Source organism: Shewanella sediminis HAW-EB3 (assembly GCF_000018025.1).
GTDB lineage: Bacteria > Pseudomonadota > Gammaproteobacteria > Enterobacterales > Shewanellaceae > Shewanella > Shewanella sediminis.
The window spans coordinates 2588297-2604658 of the sequence record NC_009831.1; the positions used below are offsets into that span (position 1 = coordinate 2588297).

The 16362-nt window shown below is 46.7% G+C and carries 12 protein-coding genes; 6 read left to right on the forward strand and 6 right to left on the reverse strand.

Annotated features, from left to right (window positions below; genetic code table 11):
• Positions 1 to 40 precede the first annotated feature (40 nt).
• Positions 41 to 1915, reverse strand: a complete 1875-nt coding sequence (locus SSED_RS11190) for a hypothetical protein (protein ID WP_012142484.1) — start codon at positions 1913 to 1915, stop codon at positions 41 to 43.
• A 177-nt stretch (positions 1916 to 2092) separates the two neighbouring features.
• On the opposite strand from SSED_RS11190, the gene SSED_RS11195 reads away from it, so the two are divergent.
• Positions 2093 to 2860 (forward strand): response regulator transcription factor, encoded by a 768-nt coding sequence (locus SSED_RS11195; RefSeq protein WP_190273202.1) that lies wholly within the window; start codon positions 2093 to 2095, stop codon positions 2858 to 2860.
• Between the two features lie 84 nt (positions 2861 to 2944).
• Here the strand turns inward: SSED_RS11195 and SSED_RS11200 are convergent, their stop codons facing one another.
• From SSED_RS11200 to SSED_RS11220, 5 genes are all read right to left on the reverse strand, one after another.
• A complete protein-coding gene (locus tag SSED_RS11200; RefSeq protein WP_012142486.1) occupies positions 2945 to 3706 on the reverse strand; it encodes a helix-turn-helix transcriptional regulator in 762 nt (253 codons plus the stop codon).
• Between the two features lie 189 nt (positions 3707 to 3895).
• The gene (locus SSED_RS11205; protein WP_041421649.1) at positions 3896 to 5788 is read right to left on the reverse strand and encodes a hypothetical protein; all 1893 of its coding nucleotides are present in this window, start codon (positions 5786 to 5788) and stop codon (positions 3896 to 3898) included.
• Positions 5789 to 6140: 352 nt separating this feature from the next.
• Entirely contained in the window at positions 6141 to 6902 is a 762-nt protein-coding gene (locus SSED_RS11210) for a helix-turn-helix transcriptional regulator (RefSeq protein WP_012142488.1), read from the reverse strand.
• A 157-nt stretch (positions 6903 to 7059) separates the two neighbouring features.
• Entirely contained in the window at positions 7060 to 9012 is a 1953-nt protein-coding gene (locus SSED_RS11215; protein ID WP_223295976.1) for a hypothetical protein, read from the reverse strand.
• A gap of 348 nt (positions 9013 to 9360) precedes the next feature.
• Entirely contained in the window at positions 9361 to 10254 is an 894-nt protein-coding gene (locus tag SSED_RS11220; protein ID WP_012142490.1) for an ABC transporter substrate-binding protein, read from the reverse strand.
• A 187-nt stretch (positions 10255 to 10441) separates the two neighbouring features.
• Here SSED_RS11220 and SSED_RS11225 point away from each other — a divergent pair, with 187 nt between their 5' ends.
• The 5 genes from SSED_RS11225 to SSED_RS11245 all read left to right on the forward strand — a co-directional run bounded on the left by SSED_RS11225 (position 10442) and on the right by SSED_RS11245 (position 16265).
• Entirely contained in the window at positions 10442 to 11326 is an 885-nt protein-coding gene (locus SSED_RS11225) for an ABC transporter ATP-binding protein (RefSeq protein WP_012142491.1), read from the forward strand.
• On the forward strand, positions 11323 to 12306 hold the full coding sequence (locus SSED_RS11230; RefSeq protein WP_012142492.1) for an ABC transporter permease: 984 nt from the start codon (positions 11323 to 11325) through the stop codon (positions 12304 to 12306). The genes SSED_RS11225 and SSED_RS11230 overlap by 4 nt, the downstream gene beginning before the upstream one ends.
• 292 nt (positions 12307 to 12598) lie before the next feature.
• Positions 12599 to 13513 (forward strand): DmsE family decaheme c-type cytochrome, encoded by a 915-nt coding sequence (locus tag SSED_RS11235; RefSeq protein ID WP_012142493.1) that lies wholly within the window; start codon positions 12599 to 12601, stop codon positions 13511 to 13513.
• Between the two features lie 11 nt (positions 13514 to 13524).
• A complete protein-coding gene (locus SSED_RS11240) occupies positions 13525 to 15534 on the forward strand; it encodes an MtrB/PioB family decaheme-associated outer membrane protein (protein ID WP_012142494.1) in 2010 nt (669 codons plus the stop codon).
• A gap of 332 nt (positions 15535 to 15866) precedes the next feature.
• Positions 15867 to 16265, forward strand: a complete 399-nt coding sequence (locus tag SSED_RS11245; RefSeq protein ID WP_012142495.1) for a DoxX family protein — start codon at positions 15867 to 15869, stop codon at positions 16263 to 16265.
• The last annotated feature ends 97 nt before the right edge of the window (positions 16266 to 16362 follow it).

Genomic DNA, 16362 nt, shown 5'->3' on the forward strand with positions numbered 1-16362 from the left:
GGGCGGTTTGTGGTTGAGAGTGAATCTGCTCGTTTCTGGTTTATTCAGGGTTTGGGTGACAGGTCATACAGGAGTATGGATCCGGGAACGACTTACTCATGTTCCAATCAGAGTTAATTGTACTCAGGATCTCGGTATAGGGGGCATAGTTGCCTGCAGCATCTCTGGGCAGAGTCGAAGCAGGAATATTATAGTTATGCCAGTTACCTTCCAGGTTTTCTGCACCGCGGAGCCACTGCTTTACTGAGGCTTCTCCGTGATTTTTTGGTAATTGGTCCTCTGAGTGACACCAGTAGCAACGGGCCGTTTCGCCGTGGCCCAATGGTGCTCCGTTGCTGCCATGGCAGCTGGCGCAATAGTAAGGCTGAATGCTATTGAAGCCATCGACACTGTTAACCGGCCATGAATAACCGCCATGGCCTTGGGGGAGCTTGTCATTGTGGCAGCTTTCACAATTGGCGATCCCCCAGCCAAAATGTGATTCTTTTAATATCGGCAGTGTCGATGTTTCTGGTTTTGGAAGAGATAGTGTTCTGAGTGACACCATGTCACTGCCATCATTGGATTGGCTGAAGTCTCGCTCAGTTGGGATCTTGCCGTTGAACTCCTCCATACCGAAAATATCATAATGACTCTTATAGATGAGATGGACTTGTTCGACGGCTTGATTCATCACCCAGACATCTGTCATTAGGTGAAGCATATTGCCCCCGAAATAGGTATTCCACTCCGCCCAACAAGCCTTATGGCTCACCTTAGGCTCACCGTTTTGAGTCCCGTCACTGCCAAAATCACATTTTGTAAATGGGGCAAAGTCATTGAGAGTAGACTTCTCACCAAAGCGGGTTGTCCAGCCTGCGCCAACCCTGGAGTTTTTTCCGTTTACGCTGAACAGGGCATAATGTCCTACCGGCGCTTTACTGGCGACGGTTGGCCAGTAATTGATCACAAAATCGTGTTCCATATCTTTAGCCGACAGGAATGCATCAATTCCTGTTATGACGCCGGGCTGAAAGATATCGGGCCTAATATTATGGGCCGTGACTTCCAGATCTGTCACTAATGTTTCATAGCTTTTGCCACCGTCGAATGAGGCAACAAGCTCTGGGAGTATTACCTTATTTCCTGCCTGTCGGTATCGTTCCATCTCTTGCTTCATCACCCATATTCGTCTTGCAGTCATCTCTGCATTGAATGGCTGAAATCTAAGATCCATTCCGGGTTGTACCCAGAACTGATCCATGCGTTCATAGTGGGCTTCCCCCTCGGGGCCAACTCCGTCAAGACTGCCGGTTATTCTGCGTAACTCACCACCATCAAATTTAAATCTAAAATGCCAGCCTGAACTGTTAAAACTTTCGATGTCCTGCGCATCGAAGATCCCATCACCATTTTGATCCCAGGAGATGGTAAATTGATAAGTATCAAGATCGGTATCTTTATAGTCGATAACATTTTCGAGCTTAATATCATCACGGGTTAGAGCCAGGTAACGTAAAACATCAAATACAGAATAGTGACCGTTGACAAAAATGTCCGCTCTTGCCGATCCTTTTCCGAGTCCATCGGGATTGGTTTGCAGCAAGGAGTGCATCTTTTTAGCATCAATAACAATGGCTGGCTCGAGCTCGTTGACGATTTTTAGCGCCTGAGCATCCATTTCATCGATGTGACCATCGTTATGGATGTCTTTCGCCTCACCGCTCAAACGCCAGGCTTTGTATTTATCATCGAACCGCCCCAATCTTACGGTAATAGAGCCTTCAAATTTTGCTGCAGGGGTGACATCGATAGTCGAATACTCTTTTGCCGGTGATGGGGGAACGACTGGTGACGATGCAGTATCATTACTGTCCTCACTGCAGCCGGAAACTAATACCGCAGATAGGAGTGCGGCTAATAGGAGTTTGTTCATAGGTTACTTCTCTGTTATTAAGGAGTAAGCATTTTTCACTCGCTGAACATTTCTGGCACTGGTATTTCTGACAGTTAATTGCTTTGCACAGAATCAAGTGTGATGGCGGTCATGCATGATGATTCGATTCAAACTAAAATGTGTTTGTTTTCACAATGTTTCTACCTGGTGACTATTTTGACTGAAAATTGCCCGCTGTCTGTCGGTATTATTCAAGACTTTCTTGCTTCTCTGGAAGCCTTAGGGATCAATGGCTTCTTTTATGGTATTACCTCCAATATTAATCTGGGTCAGGTACACCCCTTTAAGAAGCTGGAGAAACGCTTACCATTAGAGATGGCTAAAGTTCATTATGCTGTTTTCTCTGACGAGAGAACCAGACTCTACAGAGACGCCTATCTCAACGTATTTGCTCGTCATGATGAGTACTACTTCGAAAAGAAAGTCGTCGGCCCCAATCTCTGGCGGCAACCCGATGCGAGCCAGGCTCAGTTACTTAATTTACTGAAAGATAATGAGATAAACAGCCGGGTCGCCTGGTTGTTACCCTCTAAATACCATCCCAGTTGGATGAATATGTTTATGCTTCACTCATCGCTAAGTGATCAGGACTTGAAGGTGGCAATAGATGAAAACAGAGAAAAAATAGACCGACTACTGCAGGTCTATGCAGAATTTTTTTCGAGTAAATATATTCATCTGTTAAATCCGATATTTAATTTTAATTGTTTGACAACGACCAGTATTAAGATATTGAAGTTGGCGGCAGAGGGCACCTCGAGTCCGGATATTGCCAAGTCACTCTATTTAACTGAAAGGGGAGTCAATTATCATATTGACAGGATGAAGGTGCTGTTTGGGGCTAAGAACAGGGTGCAGTTAATAAGTCGCGCCTTTCAGATAGGGATTCTGAACGCGATGCCACAACCTTCCTCAATATTGTGATTAGTTTATGTGTTACTTTGCTTCGTAAGAGGGAATCGTGCTCCCTCCATGTTATATCGATTCGGAACCAAAAACCAAAGCGGCTTAATCCAGCACCCCCAATGTGTGGGCCAGGTTGACCAGTTGAGCACGGTTTTTGGCATGAAACAGCTCCTTCAGTCGTGTGAGGTGGTAGTTCACACCACTTTCAGTAAGCATCAGCTTATGACTTATCTCATCGCAGGCATAGCCCTCGGCCGTAAGTGCCAACACCTTCAGGCTTTTATCTGAAAGGCAGTTAAAGTTTGTGATTGGATTTATCTGGGTGATAAATTGCTCGTTGAGTGAGCTTGAAAACAGCTGCAGCTGGGCGTTTATCTCCTCGATGTTGTCGTTAAGCATCTGTGTCAGCTCATTTCGCTCAAGGTTAGAGAAGAAGACAAACACGGCGGTCCAATCACTATGGTATTTAACCGGAAAATACCAAACGCCACGACTGTTGAGGCCATACTGCTCCATCAACTTCCTAAATTGGGCACCTTTACCACCGCTGTAATCGGGATCGCGCCAGATATTCAATCCCATGACATTTTTTTCCTGGTAACCGGCATCTATACGGGCAAAAGATTGAAGGTAGTCGTGCCTGAAGCGTCGTATCTTCTCACTCGAAAAGACACTGTATTGGGCCTTCTGCATCTCTTTGGGGACACGACGGCTCAATTTTTTAAAATCAATTCCCTGAGGCATTCTGTTTTTTGTGGTGATCCCGTAAAAAAATTCAGTGATCCCGAATTGAATCAGGTAGTCACTGATTAATTGCATCTGCTGCGGTGAAACCTGACAAGGTTTTGTATCGATCGTATCCATGATAATCGTTATTTGTCTTAGTTAGCCTGTTAAGTTGTATGGTGTTCGATTGTGCTAGTGAAAATAATTACAGTATTTGCCCTGTATTATATTAAGAATTTTAAGAGCCTGATACATATGAGTATACAGGCTCTTGTGCTGGATATGACAGTTACTGGTTAAATGAGTTGGTTGAATATGTCACTCGAATTATTCAGCCGAATTCTTATGACAAGTCATACAGGAGTATGGGTCAGGGAACACCCGGCTCATGTCCCAGTCAGAATTAACCGAGCTCCAGACCTTCTCATAGGCCTTATAGTTACCGTCTTTGTCTCTGGGTAGGGCATTAAGTTCATTGGGATCGTTGTAGATGTGATCATTACTCTTAATCGCATCGCCCTGATAGAGTTTTTGCGTCGACGCCTCTCCATGGTGAGCCGGTTTGGACTCTCCGGCGTGACACCAGAAACAGCGAGCGGTTTCTCCATGGGCCGATGGTGCGCCGTTATTGCCATGACAGGTCGCGCAATAGTAAGGCTGAGTGACATCGAAACCGTCACTACTGTTTATCGGCCAGCTATATCCGCCATGTCCACTAGGATCTTTACTTTCGTTATGACACTCGGTGCAATCGGCAATTCCCCAACCAAAATGGCTCTCTTTCAGCATCGACCCTTGGTTATCTTTCGGCAGCGGGAATACCTGAAGCGTCATCACATCGCTGCCATCCTCCTGTGGACTGAAATCACGTTCGGTAACCTCTTTACCTGAATACTCAGTCATGCCAAATAATTCATAGTGTGACTTAATCGCAGCCATGGCAAAGCCAACCGGTTGGTTCATTACCCCGACATCCGGCATGATATGCAGTGCATTGCCGCCAAAATTTGAGTTCCAGTCCAGGCGACAGTGCTCCGGGTCAACCAGGATATCTTGCCCGCCACCGGCGGGTGATGAAAAGTCACATTTTGAGTGAGCATTAAAGTCACCCTGAACCGCCATATCACCATATGCAGTTGTCCAACCACGACCCACTTCCGATGCGACTTCCAGCGCTCTGAATAGTGCAAAATGTCCTACTTCGGCGCCTGTAGAGAGAGAGGGCCAGTAGTTGAATGCTATGTCTGTATCCGCGTCCGCTGCCGAGAGGAAGATATCCATCTTGGTTATCACGCCGCTTTGAAAAATATCCGGTCTCATATTGTGAGGCGTAACTTCGAGGTTTATCAGATCCGTCGGTGCCCGCTTCATAGAGGGCACTAAACGCAGTAGTGGGAGTACCACCTTGCCACCATTTTCAGCCAGGCGGGTCATCTCTCTGTCCTGAACCCAATGTCGGCGCTGGGTCATCTCAGGTGAAAACGGCTGGAAACGTATATTCATTCCCGGTTGGATCCAAAACTGATCCATGCGGCCATAGGTCACTTCACCCTGAGGCCCCAGGCCATCGAGTGTGCCATTAAGCGTAGTCAGGTCACCACCATCGAAGGTGAACCGAAAATGCCAGTCAGTGCCCATATAGTTATCATAAATGACCAGATTATCCTTAAGGTCATTATCTTGTTCGTCGAATACTCCATCTGCGTTGCTATCCCAGGATAGGGTGAACTCATAGGTATCCCGGCCGCTGTTTTGTGGTGAGATGATGGATTCGAGCTTCAGGTCATTACGGGTAACGGCCAGATAACGAAGTGCATCAAATACAGAGTAATGACCATCAACAAAAATATCACCTCGAGCACTACCGGCTCCCAACCCATCGGGATTTGTGCTGAGCAGTTGATGCATCTTGGTGGCATCGATGACAATTGGTGTAGCCTTAGGGTTATAGACACCGTCTTTATGTGCATCTCTCTCATCGATATGGCCATCATCATTGAGATCGCGTGCATCTTCACTCTGCAGCCAATCTTTAAGAGGGTCGGGGAAACGGCCCAGATAAACATTGAAGCTGCCTTCGAACTTTGCTTCGGGTTTAATGTCCAGGGTGAGGTATTTGGGCTTTTTAGGCTCAGGAATAACGGGTGTTTCAGTGGTGTCATCACTACCACAACCAGTTAACAGGCCGAGTAGTAGCGCACTGCTAAGTATTTTTTTCATTATCATCTCTCGTAGTGTTAATCGGATCCGGGTTTTTAATTGAATTATTGGCCGAGTTAAGCGTAGCGAAACTTGATAACTGAAACCCTAGTCAGATTTGCAGGGTTTTGGATTTGGTGGGGAGGCTGTGATATCTATTTGAAAAGGGATGTAAAGCGTGACGAACTGCAAAGAAAACAGCCACGGTTCATAACACAAGTGGGTTGATTCCATTAATGAGCTGCAATAGAACAGCTACAGATAGTGATTTAGATGCGTCCGTTAATAGAGACTTTGTCACAGGGCTCTAGTTACAGGGCTGTTGCAGGACATAGTTTACCGAACTCTGATTACCGAGCCTTGGCTATCGAAATCAATCTAAGACGCCTAATGAGTGAGCAAAGCTCACCAGTTGGGCCCGATTTTTGGCATTAAACAAATCTTTGAGACGGTTCTGGTGATAGTGAACACCGCTCTCTGTCATCACCAGAGTTTCGCCTATCTCCTCGCATGAGTATCCCTGTGCGGTAAGTTCCAGCACCTGTAGAGCCTTGGCAGAGAGGCAGTTAAAGTTAGTGATGGGATTGAGCTGAGCGATACACTGTTCATTGAACAGGCTGGAGTAGAGTTTTAGTTGGTAGTCAATTTGTTCACTATTAGCGTTGAGTTTCTGGCTGAGTGTTTTTCTGTCCAGTGGAGAAAACATAACAAACACAGCATACCAGTCAGGGTTGTATTTGATGGGCAACAGCCATAGAGCACGACTGACGATGCCATACTCATCCATCAGGCGCTTAAACTGCTCGCCTTTACCACCGCTATAGTCTGGGTCACGCCAAATATTCAGTCCGGGAAGGTTTTTGTCGAAGTAGGCTTCATCACCGGCGGCAAAATGTTGCAGATAGCGGTGACGGTACATCCGTATATTGTCACTGGAACTGATGCCATATCTTGCCTTAAGCATCTCATTTGGCATCCGTCGGCGTAGTTTTTTAAATTCATTGGTCGCAGGCATTAATGACTTGGTTGTTATACCATAGAAGAATTCACTCACCCCTTGTTCGGCTAAAAATTCACTGGCAAGGCGAACATGTTCGCGGTCGATGTCACAAGGTTTATTGTAAATATTGGTCATAGATAATACTGGCTAATCAATGTTATTTAATGCTGTGCTGAGTCTTAGGTAGGCTCTGAGTTAATGAGATTACCCATGGCGATATCCATTGTCAAAGAGGGCTTGGGCGTTTTGTCGCCCAAGCCCGGTTTGGCTAATTAACTTGCGTTATCTCAATTTAATTTTGGTTTGGATGGCAAGTCATACAGGAGTAAGGATCGGGGAATACCCGGCTCATATCCCAGTCAGAGTTTACCGAGCTCATCAGGTCCGTGTACTCCTCATAGTTACCCATGCTATCCCTAGGTAAAGAGTTTAAATCCTTAGGGATATTGGTATTGTATATGTGGGTGTTGCTCTTTATTTCCCCTTTGCTGTCCTGATAGCGACGTTGAGTGGAGGCATCACCATGGTGTTGCGGTCGGTTTTCTTTCGTGTCATGACACCAGAAACAGCGCGCAGTTTCGTTATGTCCCTGCGGTGCACCATTGCTCCCATGACAGGTGGCACAGTAATAAGGCTGAGTCTCATCGAAACCATCGCTGCTGTTTATCGGCCAACTGTGGCCACCATGGCCCAGTGGGTCTTTACTCTCATTGTGACATTCGGTGCAATCGGCGATCCCCCAGCCGAAGTGAGTGGGTTTTAACATGGCTCTGTTTGATTCAGAGTTCGTGTCATCTGGAAGGTCAAATACCTGAAGCGTCATGATATCCGAGCCATCTTCGTCCTGGCTGAAATCACGTTCCATCACATCTTTACCTGAATACTCCGGCATTCCCCACACCTTGTAATGAGACTTTATTTCCGCATAGACATATTCGACTGGCTGGTTCATTACCCATACATCGGACATGATATGCACGGCCCAGCCACCGAAATTAGTTCTCCAATCTATGCGACAATGTTCCGGATCTACCTCTATCTCCATGTTTCCACCAGCCGGTGATGAGAAGTCACATGTTGAGTTTCGGGTGAAATCTTTGATCATTGCCATTTCACCATACCCGGTTGTCCAGCCACGCCCCACATCTGATGCCACACCATTGATCCTGAACAGGGCAAAGTGCTCTATTCTGGCTCCGGTGGAGAGAGTTGGCCAGTAATTGAACGCGATATCTTGCCCCGCATCGGCAGCAGAGAGGTACACATCCATCTTAGTTATAACACCAGGCTGGAAGATGTCAGGCCGCATGTTGTGAGCTGTTACCTCCAGATTTTTAATGACGGTTGGCTGCGTATCAGGCTTTTTGTAATCGATTGCCATTGTTGGCACAATAACCTTGCCTCCGGCTTCTGCTACACGGGCCATCTCTCTGTCCTGAACCCAGTGTCGTCTCTGAGTCATCTCAGGAGAAAAGGGTTGGAAGCGGATAGACATGCCTGGCTGGATCCAGAATTGATCCATTCTTGAGTAGGTGAGCTCGCCCTGAGGTCCGATACCACTTATGGTGCTGTCGATTTTTTTAAACTCTCCTCCATGGTACTTTGACCTGAAATGCCAGTCTTTGCCTTGGTAGTTGGCATAGATATCGTTATCTTGATCATCGAACACACCGTCGCCATTGCTGTCCCAGGACACTACAAATTCGAAGGTATCACGGCCGCTGTTTTCCGGAGTGACAATATTTTCGATTTTAAGATCATTACGTGTAACGGCAAGGTAGCGTAGAGCATCAAATACGCCGTAGTGACCGTGAACGAATATATCGGGACGCGCAGTGCCAGCGCCTAAACCGTCTGGGTTGGTCATTAATAGCTGATGCATCTTGATTGCATCGATTTTTATAGTTGCCTCTTTCGGGTTATACACACCAGCCAGGTGCGCGTCTCGTTCATCTATCCAACCATCATTATTGAAATCGACATCTGGCCAGTTGGCTTTTGGCTTGTCTTTATTATCCAGGTCGCTGTTGTCATGTATCCAATGCGTCACCGGATCTTCGTACCGCCCCAAATTTACATAGAATTCACCGGTAAATTTAGTATCAGGTTTGATATCCAGCGTCAGGTATTTGGATTTCTCTGGCTTCGGCTCTTCTGGCGTTACAGGAGTCTGTGGAGAGTCATCACTACCACATCCAGCTAACATGCTCAGTAACAGCGCGTTATATAGCTTTTTTCTCATCATCATCTCTCTCGGTGTAAGTTGTTGAATTGTTTTCTAGGTCACAAATTACATCTGAATTTGCAGACATGAGATTAGCCGATGCGATCCGCCAAAACGCTACGACTAGTCGTAGTGTTTTGGCGGGGAAAAGCGAGTTGTGATGTGGATATGATTTTAATCGGAAGTTGAATAATTGTTTTTGCTTTGAATAATGGCGAATCGGATTAATCCAACACGCCTAATGAGTGCGTAAAACTCACCAGCTGAGCCCGGTTTTTGGCATTAAACAGCTCTTTGAGGCGGTTTTGGTGATGTATTGAAAGAAGGAAACCGAGTGCCCGGAAGAACACTCGGCTAAGTTACTACTCGTTACTGCTGTGCGTATATCGCCTCGGCAAGCAGCCTGGCGGCCTGTGGGATGTTTGGGCCTGCTTGCTTGGTGACGGCCGAGTCGATAAACCTGACGGCATTGTTGTTTACGGCGTTAACCTTATCTGCATCTTCCCGGGAATAAACCTCGGCTATGGTGGTGGTGCCGCTTCCCGCTTGTGGCCCCTCGAATACAGGTCCCGTAGCATCGGGCCACATCGGCAATAAGATAACATCCGGGTTTTGTTTGACCACTTCGGGCCAGGTGACCATAGGGGCTATGCCGTCGCGATGGGAAAAGATCGGTTTAGCACCCACCAGCTCAATCAGCTCGGTCATATAGGAGTGTTTACCCGGCACACATTTATAGAGGTAGTTTATTTCGTAGTAGACCTCGGGTGAGTCTTGCTCCGTGAACTCGGCCGCTATCTCCTTCAACTCGCTCTTTATCGACGCTACCAGCTCGTCGGCTTGTTGTTGATGATCTATGGTCTTGCCGAGTAATGAGATCTTAGCGTACACCTCCTCTAAGCTGGACTCCTCCATATGGATAACGGTTATTCCTAACTCCTGTAACTTAGCTTTTAACCTCAGTTGTAAGCCTGTGGCGGTAAGCACCAGATCCGGATCGAGCCGGGTAATCTTGTCGATGGAGATATCCGTGAAGCCACCGACCACATCGATACGTTTCTGCTGGACTCTCAAAGGCAACTCTGCCGGAAATCGTGCATAGCGTGTAACGCCCACTAAGTCATCGATGGCACCAATCTCTGCAACGGTATGACTCCAGTTAGGAGCAAGGGAGACGATTCTGAGTTCTTGTCCCTCCTGGCTGAATACCGTGTGGGGCCCGAGTAGTAGTAACAGGCAGATTATTATCTTTATCGCGCGCATGTGAGATCTCTATTTTCTAATATATGAACATGATGGGGAGATCCCAGCTAAAGACAAGCACGTTAAAACCGGTTTGTGTACAAGCACACAATTATGAACTGCGATATAAAAGTCTGTTAAAAACCCCAGTGTTTTTTGTCATTACACTGCAGACAATACAGCTCTATTTAGCTATTTCGAGGTTGTATTGTCAGTTTTATTGAGTGTACGTGAGCTGACTCACCGTTACGGTGACTCTGTTGCGGTCAATAACATAAATTTGGATATTCAGGCGGGCCAGTGTTATGGCTTGCTTGGACCCAATGGTGCGGGTAAATCGACGACGCTGGAGATCCTAGAGGGCGTGCTTAAGCCCACTCGTGGTGAGGTATTGTACCGAGGCCTGCCAATCGATAAAAACTTTAAGCAAGAGATCGGCATTCAGTTTCAGTCGACAACCTTGCCCGACCACCTGACCGTATACGATTGCCTGAAACTCTTTTCAAGCTTCTATCAGAGCCATACACCTATTCCTCATCTGATAAAACAGTGTCAGCTTTCAGATATCGCAGACCAATTTCATTACACCCTCTCAGGCGGACAAAGACAACGGTTATTGCTTGCACTGAGTCTGATAAACGACCCCGCATTGCTCTTCTTAGATGAGCCCACTACCGGACTCGACCCACAGGCCCGTCTGCATTTTTGGCAGTTGATCAGAGAAGTTAAACAGCAGGGCAAGACCATAATATTGACGACGCATTACATGGAAGAAGCGGAGCAACTATGCGATCAGATAGCGATCATGGACAGAGGGGAGTTTATTGCCGAAGGCTCGCCAGACACCTTACTCAAAGACAATTTCATGCCTCAGATAGTCGAGCTCAATGGTGAGTATTCGGAGCGTGACTTTGACGGCTTACCGGTAAAGATAAGCCGGTGCGCAGGGCAGACACGAGTGGAATGTCACTCCTTTAACGATCTGCTCCCTATGCTGAATGCTTCGACGGGCTCATCAAGCGGCATGGCAGTGCGTAAGCCGCACCTCGAAGATCTGTTTTTAAAGTTAACCGGTAGTGAGCTACGACTATGAATGCACTGTTTGCACTGATCACCGCCCGTAATCTTGAGTTTCTTCGTGATAAGTCGGCGCTGGGTTGGTCACTTCTGTTTCCCATCATCATAGTGATCGCGCTGGTGTTGGTGTTTGATGATGATAATCCGACGCTCTATCAGCTTGGTGTTTATGGTGAGGTAGAACAGATAGAAAAAATAACGGCATTAAAGCATGTCGAAATTATCTACTACAGCGACCTGGAACAGGCAAAACATAAGGTATCCAGGCATTTAGTCGATGGCTTGATAAGCAATGACACTTACTGGGTCAATCCTGAGAGCGCGCAAGGTTACATCCTGGAGCAACTCATTCTTGGCAAGTTACCTCAGTTACATCAAAGGGCTATCGCTGGTAAAGCCGTGCGCCATGTCGAGTGGATTTTACCCGGTATCATAGGTATGAACATGATGTTCTCGGCCCTCTATGGCGTTGGGTATGTCGTGGTCAGGTACCGAAGAACCGGCGTACTCAAACGCCTGCAGGTGACGCCACTCGCCGCGTGGCAATTTCTGGCATCACAACTGATCTCCAGATTGGGCGCCACGGTTCTCTCAGCCATATTAGTGTTTGCGGTTATCGCTGTCATGTTCGATATCCGCTCTCAAGGCAATGTGGCCCTGTTGGTACTCAATACCCTGCTTGGCAGCGCAGCCATGATTAGTATCGGCTTGCTGGTGGCCAGTCGCACCCGATCCGACGAGTTGTGTAACGGTCTGCTTAACATCCTCTCCTGGCCGATGATGTTTCTGTCGGGGATCTGGTTCTCTCTGGAAGGCAGCAAGCCCTGGGTCAGGTTCTTAGCCGACTGCCTGCCGCTGACACATATGAATGATGCTAACCGAGCCGTGATCATTGACGGCGCTGGCCTGTTAGATATAGGCGATCACCTGCTGTTTCTCGTTGCGATTATCCTGACCTGTTTGGGAGTCGCGAGCCGCAGTTTTCGCTGGGATTAATTCGAGTGGTTCAGCGCATAGTCTAGTGCTCTGACTACTGAATATCGGGGGAGAAGAGTTTCAATCTGTAGATTTATTAGCTGGTTACCGTCATCCATTGTGGTGAAGGTATGAGTGATATGCCATGACTATTTGACGCATCATTGATGTGAAAAATTTTAACGACATAGTTAACACTAAAGCGAAGTGTGTAATAAATCACAGAGAAATGAACTCTTTCATCCTCTAGCCTTGCTACTGAATATTATTTTTCAGTTAGTTAGATTTTAATAATTAAAAAACATTACGGCAGATGACGATGAAAATATTTAATGTGATGAGTGTTGTGCTCGTTCTTTTATCAGGCATATCTACGGGGGTCGGCGCCGATCCCCTCGATACGTTAATGAAAAAGTTTGAGGAGGGTAAATATTCGAAGAAGGGCGCAGATACTTGCATTATGTGCCATAAGCGCTCCGATAAGGTGATGGCTATCTTCGATAGTGTGCACGGGCAAGCGAACAGTAAGAGCCCAATGGCCGGACTTCAGTGCGAAGCCTGTCATGGTCCTCAGGGGAAACACAAGGGTAAGAACGAGCCTATGGTGACCTTCGGTGAATCGTCGCCTTTAACGGCAGAGATGCAAAACTCGGTCTGTACCGCGTGTCATAACGATACCAGCCGTGTTGCCTGGCACACGTCCTTGCATGCAGAACAAGATGTGAGCTGTGTAAGCTGTCATCAACTGCATGTCACTAAAGATCCTGTGCTGGTTAAAGATCAACTGGTAGAGGTATGTAGTGAGTGTCATATCAGCGCAAAAGCCGATATGAACAAGCGTTCCAGCCATCCATTGAAGTGGGGCGATATGACCTGTAGTGACTGTCATAACCCTCATGGTTCGATGAGTGATTCGGCATTAAATGAAATTGATGTTAATCAAACCTGTTTCGAATGCCATGCTGAAAAACGCGGTCCATTCCTTTGGGAACATGCGCCGGTGATGGAAAATTGCGCCAATTGTCATGATGCCCATGGCAGCGTAAATGAAGCACTGCTCAAATCAAGAGTGCCAATGCTTTGTAAGCAGTGTCATGCCAACGACGGACACGCAGGCACTGCGCCTGGTGATAACTCGAGTATTCAAACCGGCGGTCAAGGTTGTCTCAATTGTCATGGTCAGATCCACGGCTCGAATCATCCATCTGGTAAAGCATTTCAGTTTTAAGGGAGCGTAAAATGAAATTTAAATTAAGTCTTATCACATTAGCGCTGGCAACCTGTAGCAGTGGTGCTTTTGCATTCGATTTTGGCGTCACATCGGCCAACACTCAGACAAACACCAACGCAAAATGGGCCTGTAAGAAGTGCACCAGTAAAAAATCTGTTATCGGACAAGCCGGTATCGAGCTTGGTTCCATGAACAGCGATGACGATCATGCGGCCAATAACCTTAAATATACCGATGGGTTCGCCGCCGGCGTCAATGCCGACGTTGTCTATAACAACAAGGGTTATCGCACAGAAGTTGTTGCCGACCAGTTAGGCAGCGAGCAGGGCTATGGGGCCATTAAAACCGGCAGGCTGGGTGTATGGAACGTAAAGGCCAGCTACGATGAGAAACGACGCGATAACGCTGATAACGCCGAGAGTGTCTGGTTAGCCGATGGCAACAGCCTTATCGCACAGGATGAGATGGTCACTCAACAGTTGGCCTTAGAGCGAAAAAAATCTGCCATCGAGACAAAGCTCAAATTAGATAATGTGGCCAGCTACATTCGTTTTTCAAGTGAGGATAAAACGGGTAAGCATACTTCGAGTATGACTAACGGCGGTATCAAGGCCATTAATATTGCCGCGCCTATCGACACGCAAACACAGAACATGGCGGCAGGCGTGAGCCTCAGTGGCCAGAACTGGTTAACCGAGCTCAGTTATAAAGGCAGCTGGTTCGAAAATGATATCGATTCGTTGCAGCTTAACGGCATGGGGTATCCGGTAAGCTCGCAAGCACCGGATAACCAGTCTCAGTTCGTCACTCTTACGGGCCGATACTCTCTGAGCAGGACCCATTTCAGTGGTCGCATCAGCCAGGGTAGTATGACCCAAGATGCCGATTTTGTGACGCTTAGTGGGGTCACATCAGGACCGGGGAACGCCGATACACAAGTCGACACCTTAGATGCTAACTTCAAAGTTACCAGCACTGTGATGTCAGGTTTAAGGCTCAAGGCGTCGGTCGATTACTCAGATAGAGATAATAAGACCGATGTCAGGATGTATGAGCAATACAGCTATGATGAGCTCAGTGGCGATTTTAAAGCAAATACCCCGCTCGATACGACTCGTACAGCGTATAAAGCTAGCGCGAGTTACAGTCTGGCAAAGGGGCAACGTATAGAGGCCGGATATGATCGCATCGAAACTGAGCGCTCTAATCAGGATCGTGAAGAGACCGATGACAATATTTTCTGGGCACAGTGGCGAGTCACTGGCTTAGAGATGTGGGATATTCGCTTAAAGGGGCTTTACAGTGACCGCGGTGGCTCCGAGTTCGTCTATGACCAGCTGAGTGAAAGTGGTGAAAACACCCTGATGCGTAAATATTATCTGGCCGATAAGAAGAGCAGCAGAGCCGAGTTATTTGTTACCCATGCGCCACTCGATACGCTGAGTCTTAGTTTCAGAGGCTATTATGGCCTGGACGATTATACCAATACTGAAATTGGCTTAGTCGAGTCTAAAGATTATGGATACGACCTGGGTTTGAGCTGGCAGGCACTGCAAGACTTAAGCGTTAATATCGATGGTGGTTACCAATGGATCGACAGCGACCAAGCCAGCGCACAGACCACTAACCTGGATATGTGGCAAGCCGATACCGAAGATCAGTTTGGCTTCGCCGGCATCGGCTTCAACTACACTGGCTTGAGTGATAAAGGAATAAACTTAAGTGCCGATTATAGCTACGCGATCTCTATCAGCGACAGCTATTCAAATGGTTACAATGCCTTAGGTGATTATGAGTCCACCAGCCATAACGTGACGTTCCAAGCGACCTACGCGATGACAGAGCAGGCAATTGTAGGGCTTAAATATCAGTTCGAACGATACCGTGACTCTGATGATACCCAGCTGCCGACCTATTACTACCCGGGAACAGGCCCGACTGGCCTAAACACTTTAGGCGTATTGAATCATGATTATGATGCCCATTTGATACTGGCAACTTTACAGTATCGTTTTTGATGCAATGATCAGTATCAAACGCTGAAACTGTGTTTTCGTCCCTGCAAGGTTTAATCTGGTTTCTTCGTTTGGTACACCCATGATCATAAAGGCTACTCTTTCAGGCAACTGAGAGGGTAGCAATAAAAAATCGCAAGTTTATAGCTTTACTTGCAGCCATCTTTACCGGGAATAGAGGCATCTATTCCCGGTTTTTTTTGCTTTTAATAAATGAGCCTAGGGCTATACACAGCTTAGCTCTCTAGTCTGTTTATTCTCATTGTTCGCAACTAATATTATCTATACCAATAAAATCCAAGCTAACTAAAAAATTGTTTATTTGGAGAGGTTATATGAATACCTTACAAGTTTTTGCAGCCCCCTTAGGCCGCTTTTTGATAGCAATTATTTTCTTTCTGTCTGGCGTCACTAAGGTTACTCAATATGCAGGCACTCAAGGCTACATGGAATCGATGGGCGTTCCAGGAGCCTTGTTACCTTTGGTGATCCTTACGGAAGTCATTGGCGGAGTCGCAATTATCATTGGTTGGAAAACCCGCTACGCAGCTATAGCACTGGCCGGTTTTAGTGTTTTAGCCACTGTGTTTTTTCATAATGATTTCAGTGTTCAAGCTGAAATGATTAGTTTCATGAAAAACCTGGCAATTGCCGGTGGTTTTTTGATGATATTCGCCAATGGACCAGGCTCATATGCATTGGATAATCGATTAAAGAAGAAATATAACGAATAAAAGTGCCATTCAGTATGAAAACGACGGCTCGACATGCAGCTAAACATTACTGTTTTAGGCATTTTTGCCGTTAATAGCGTAAAATTAAATAAATGCT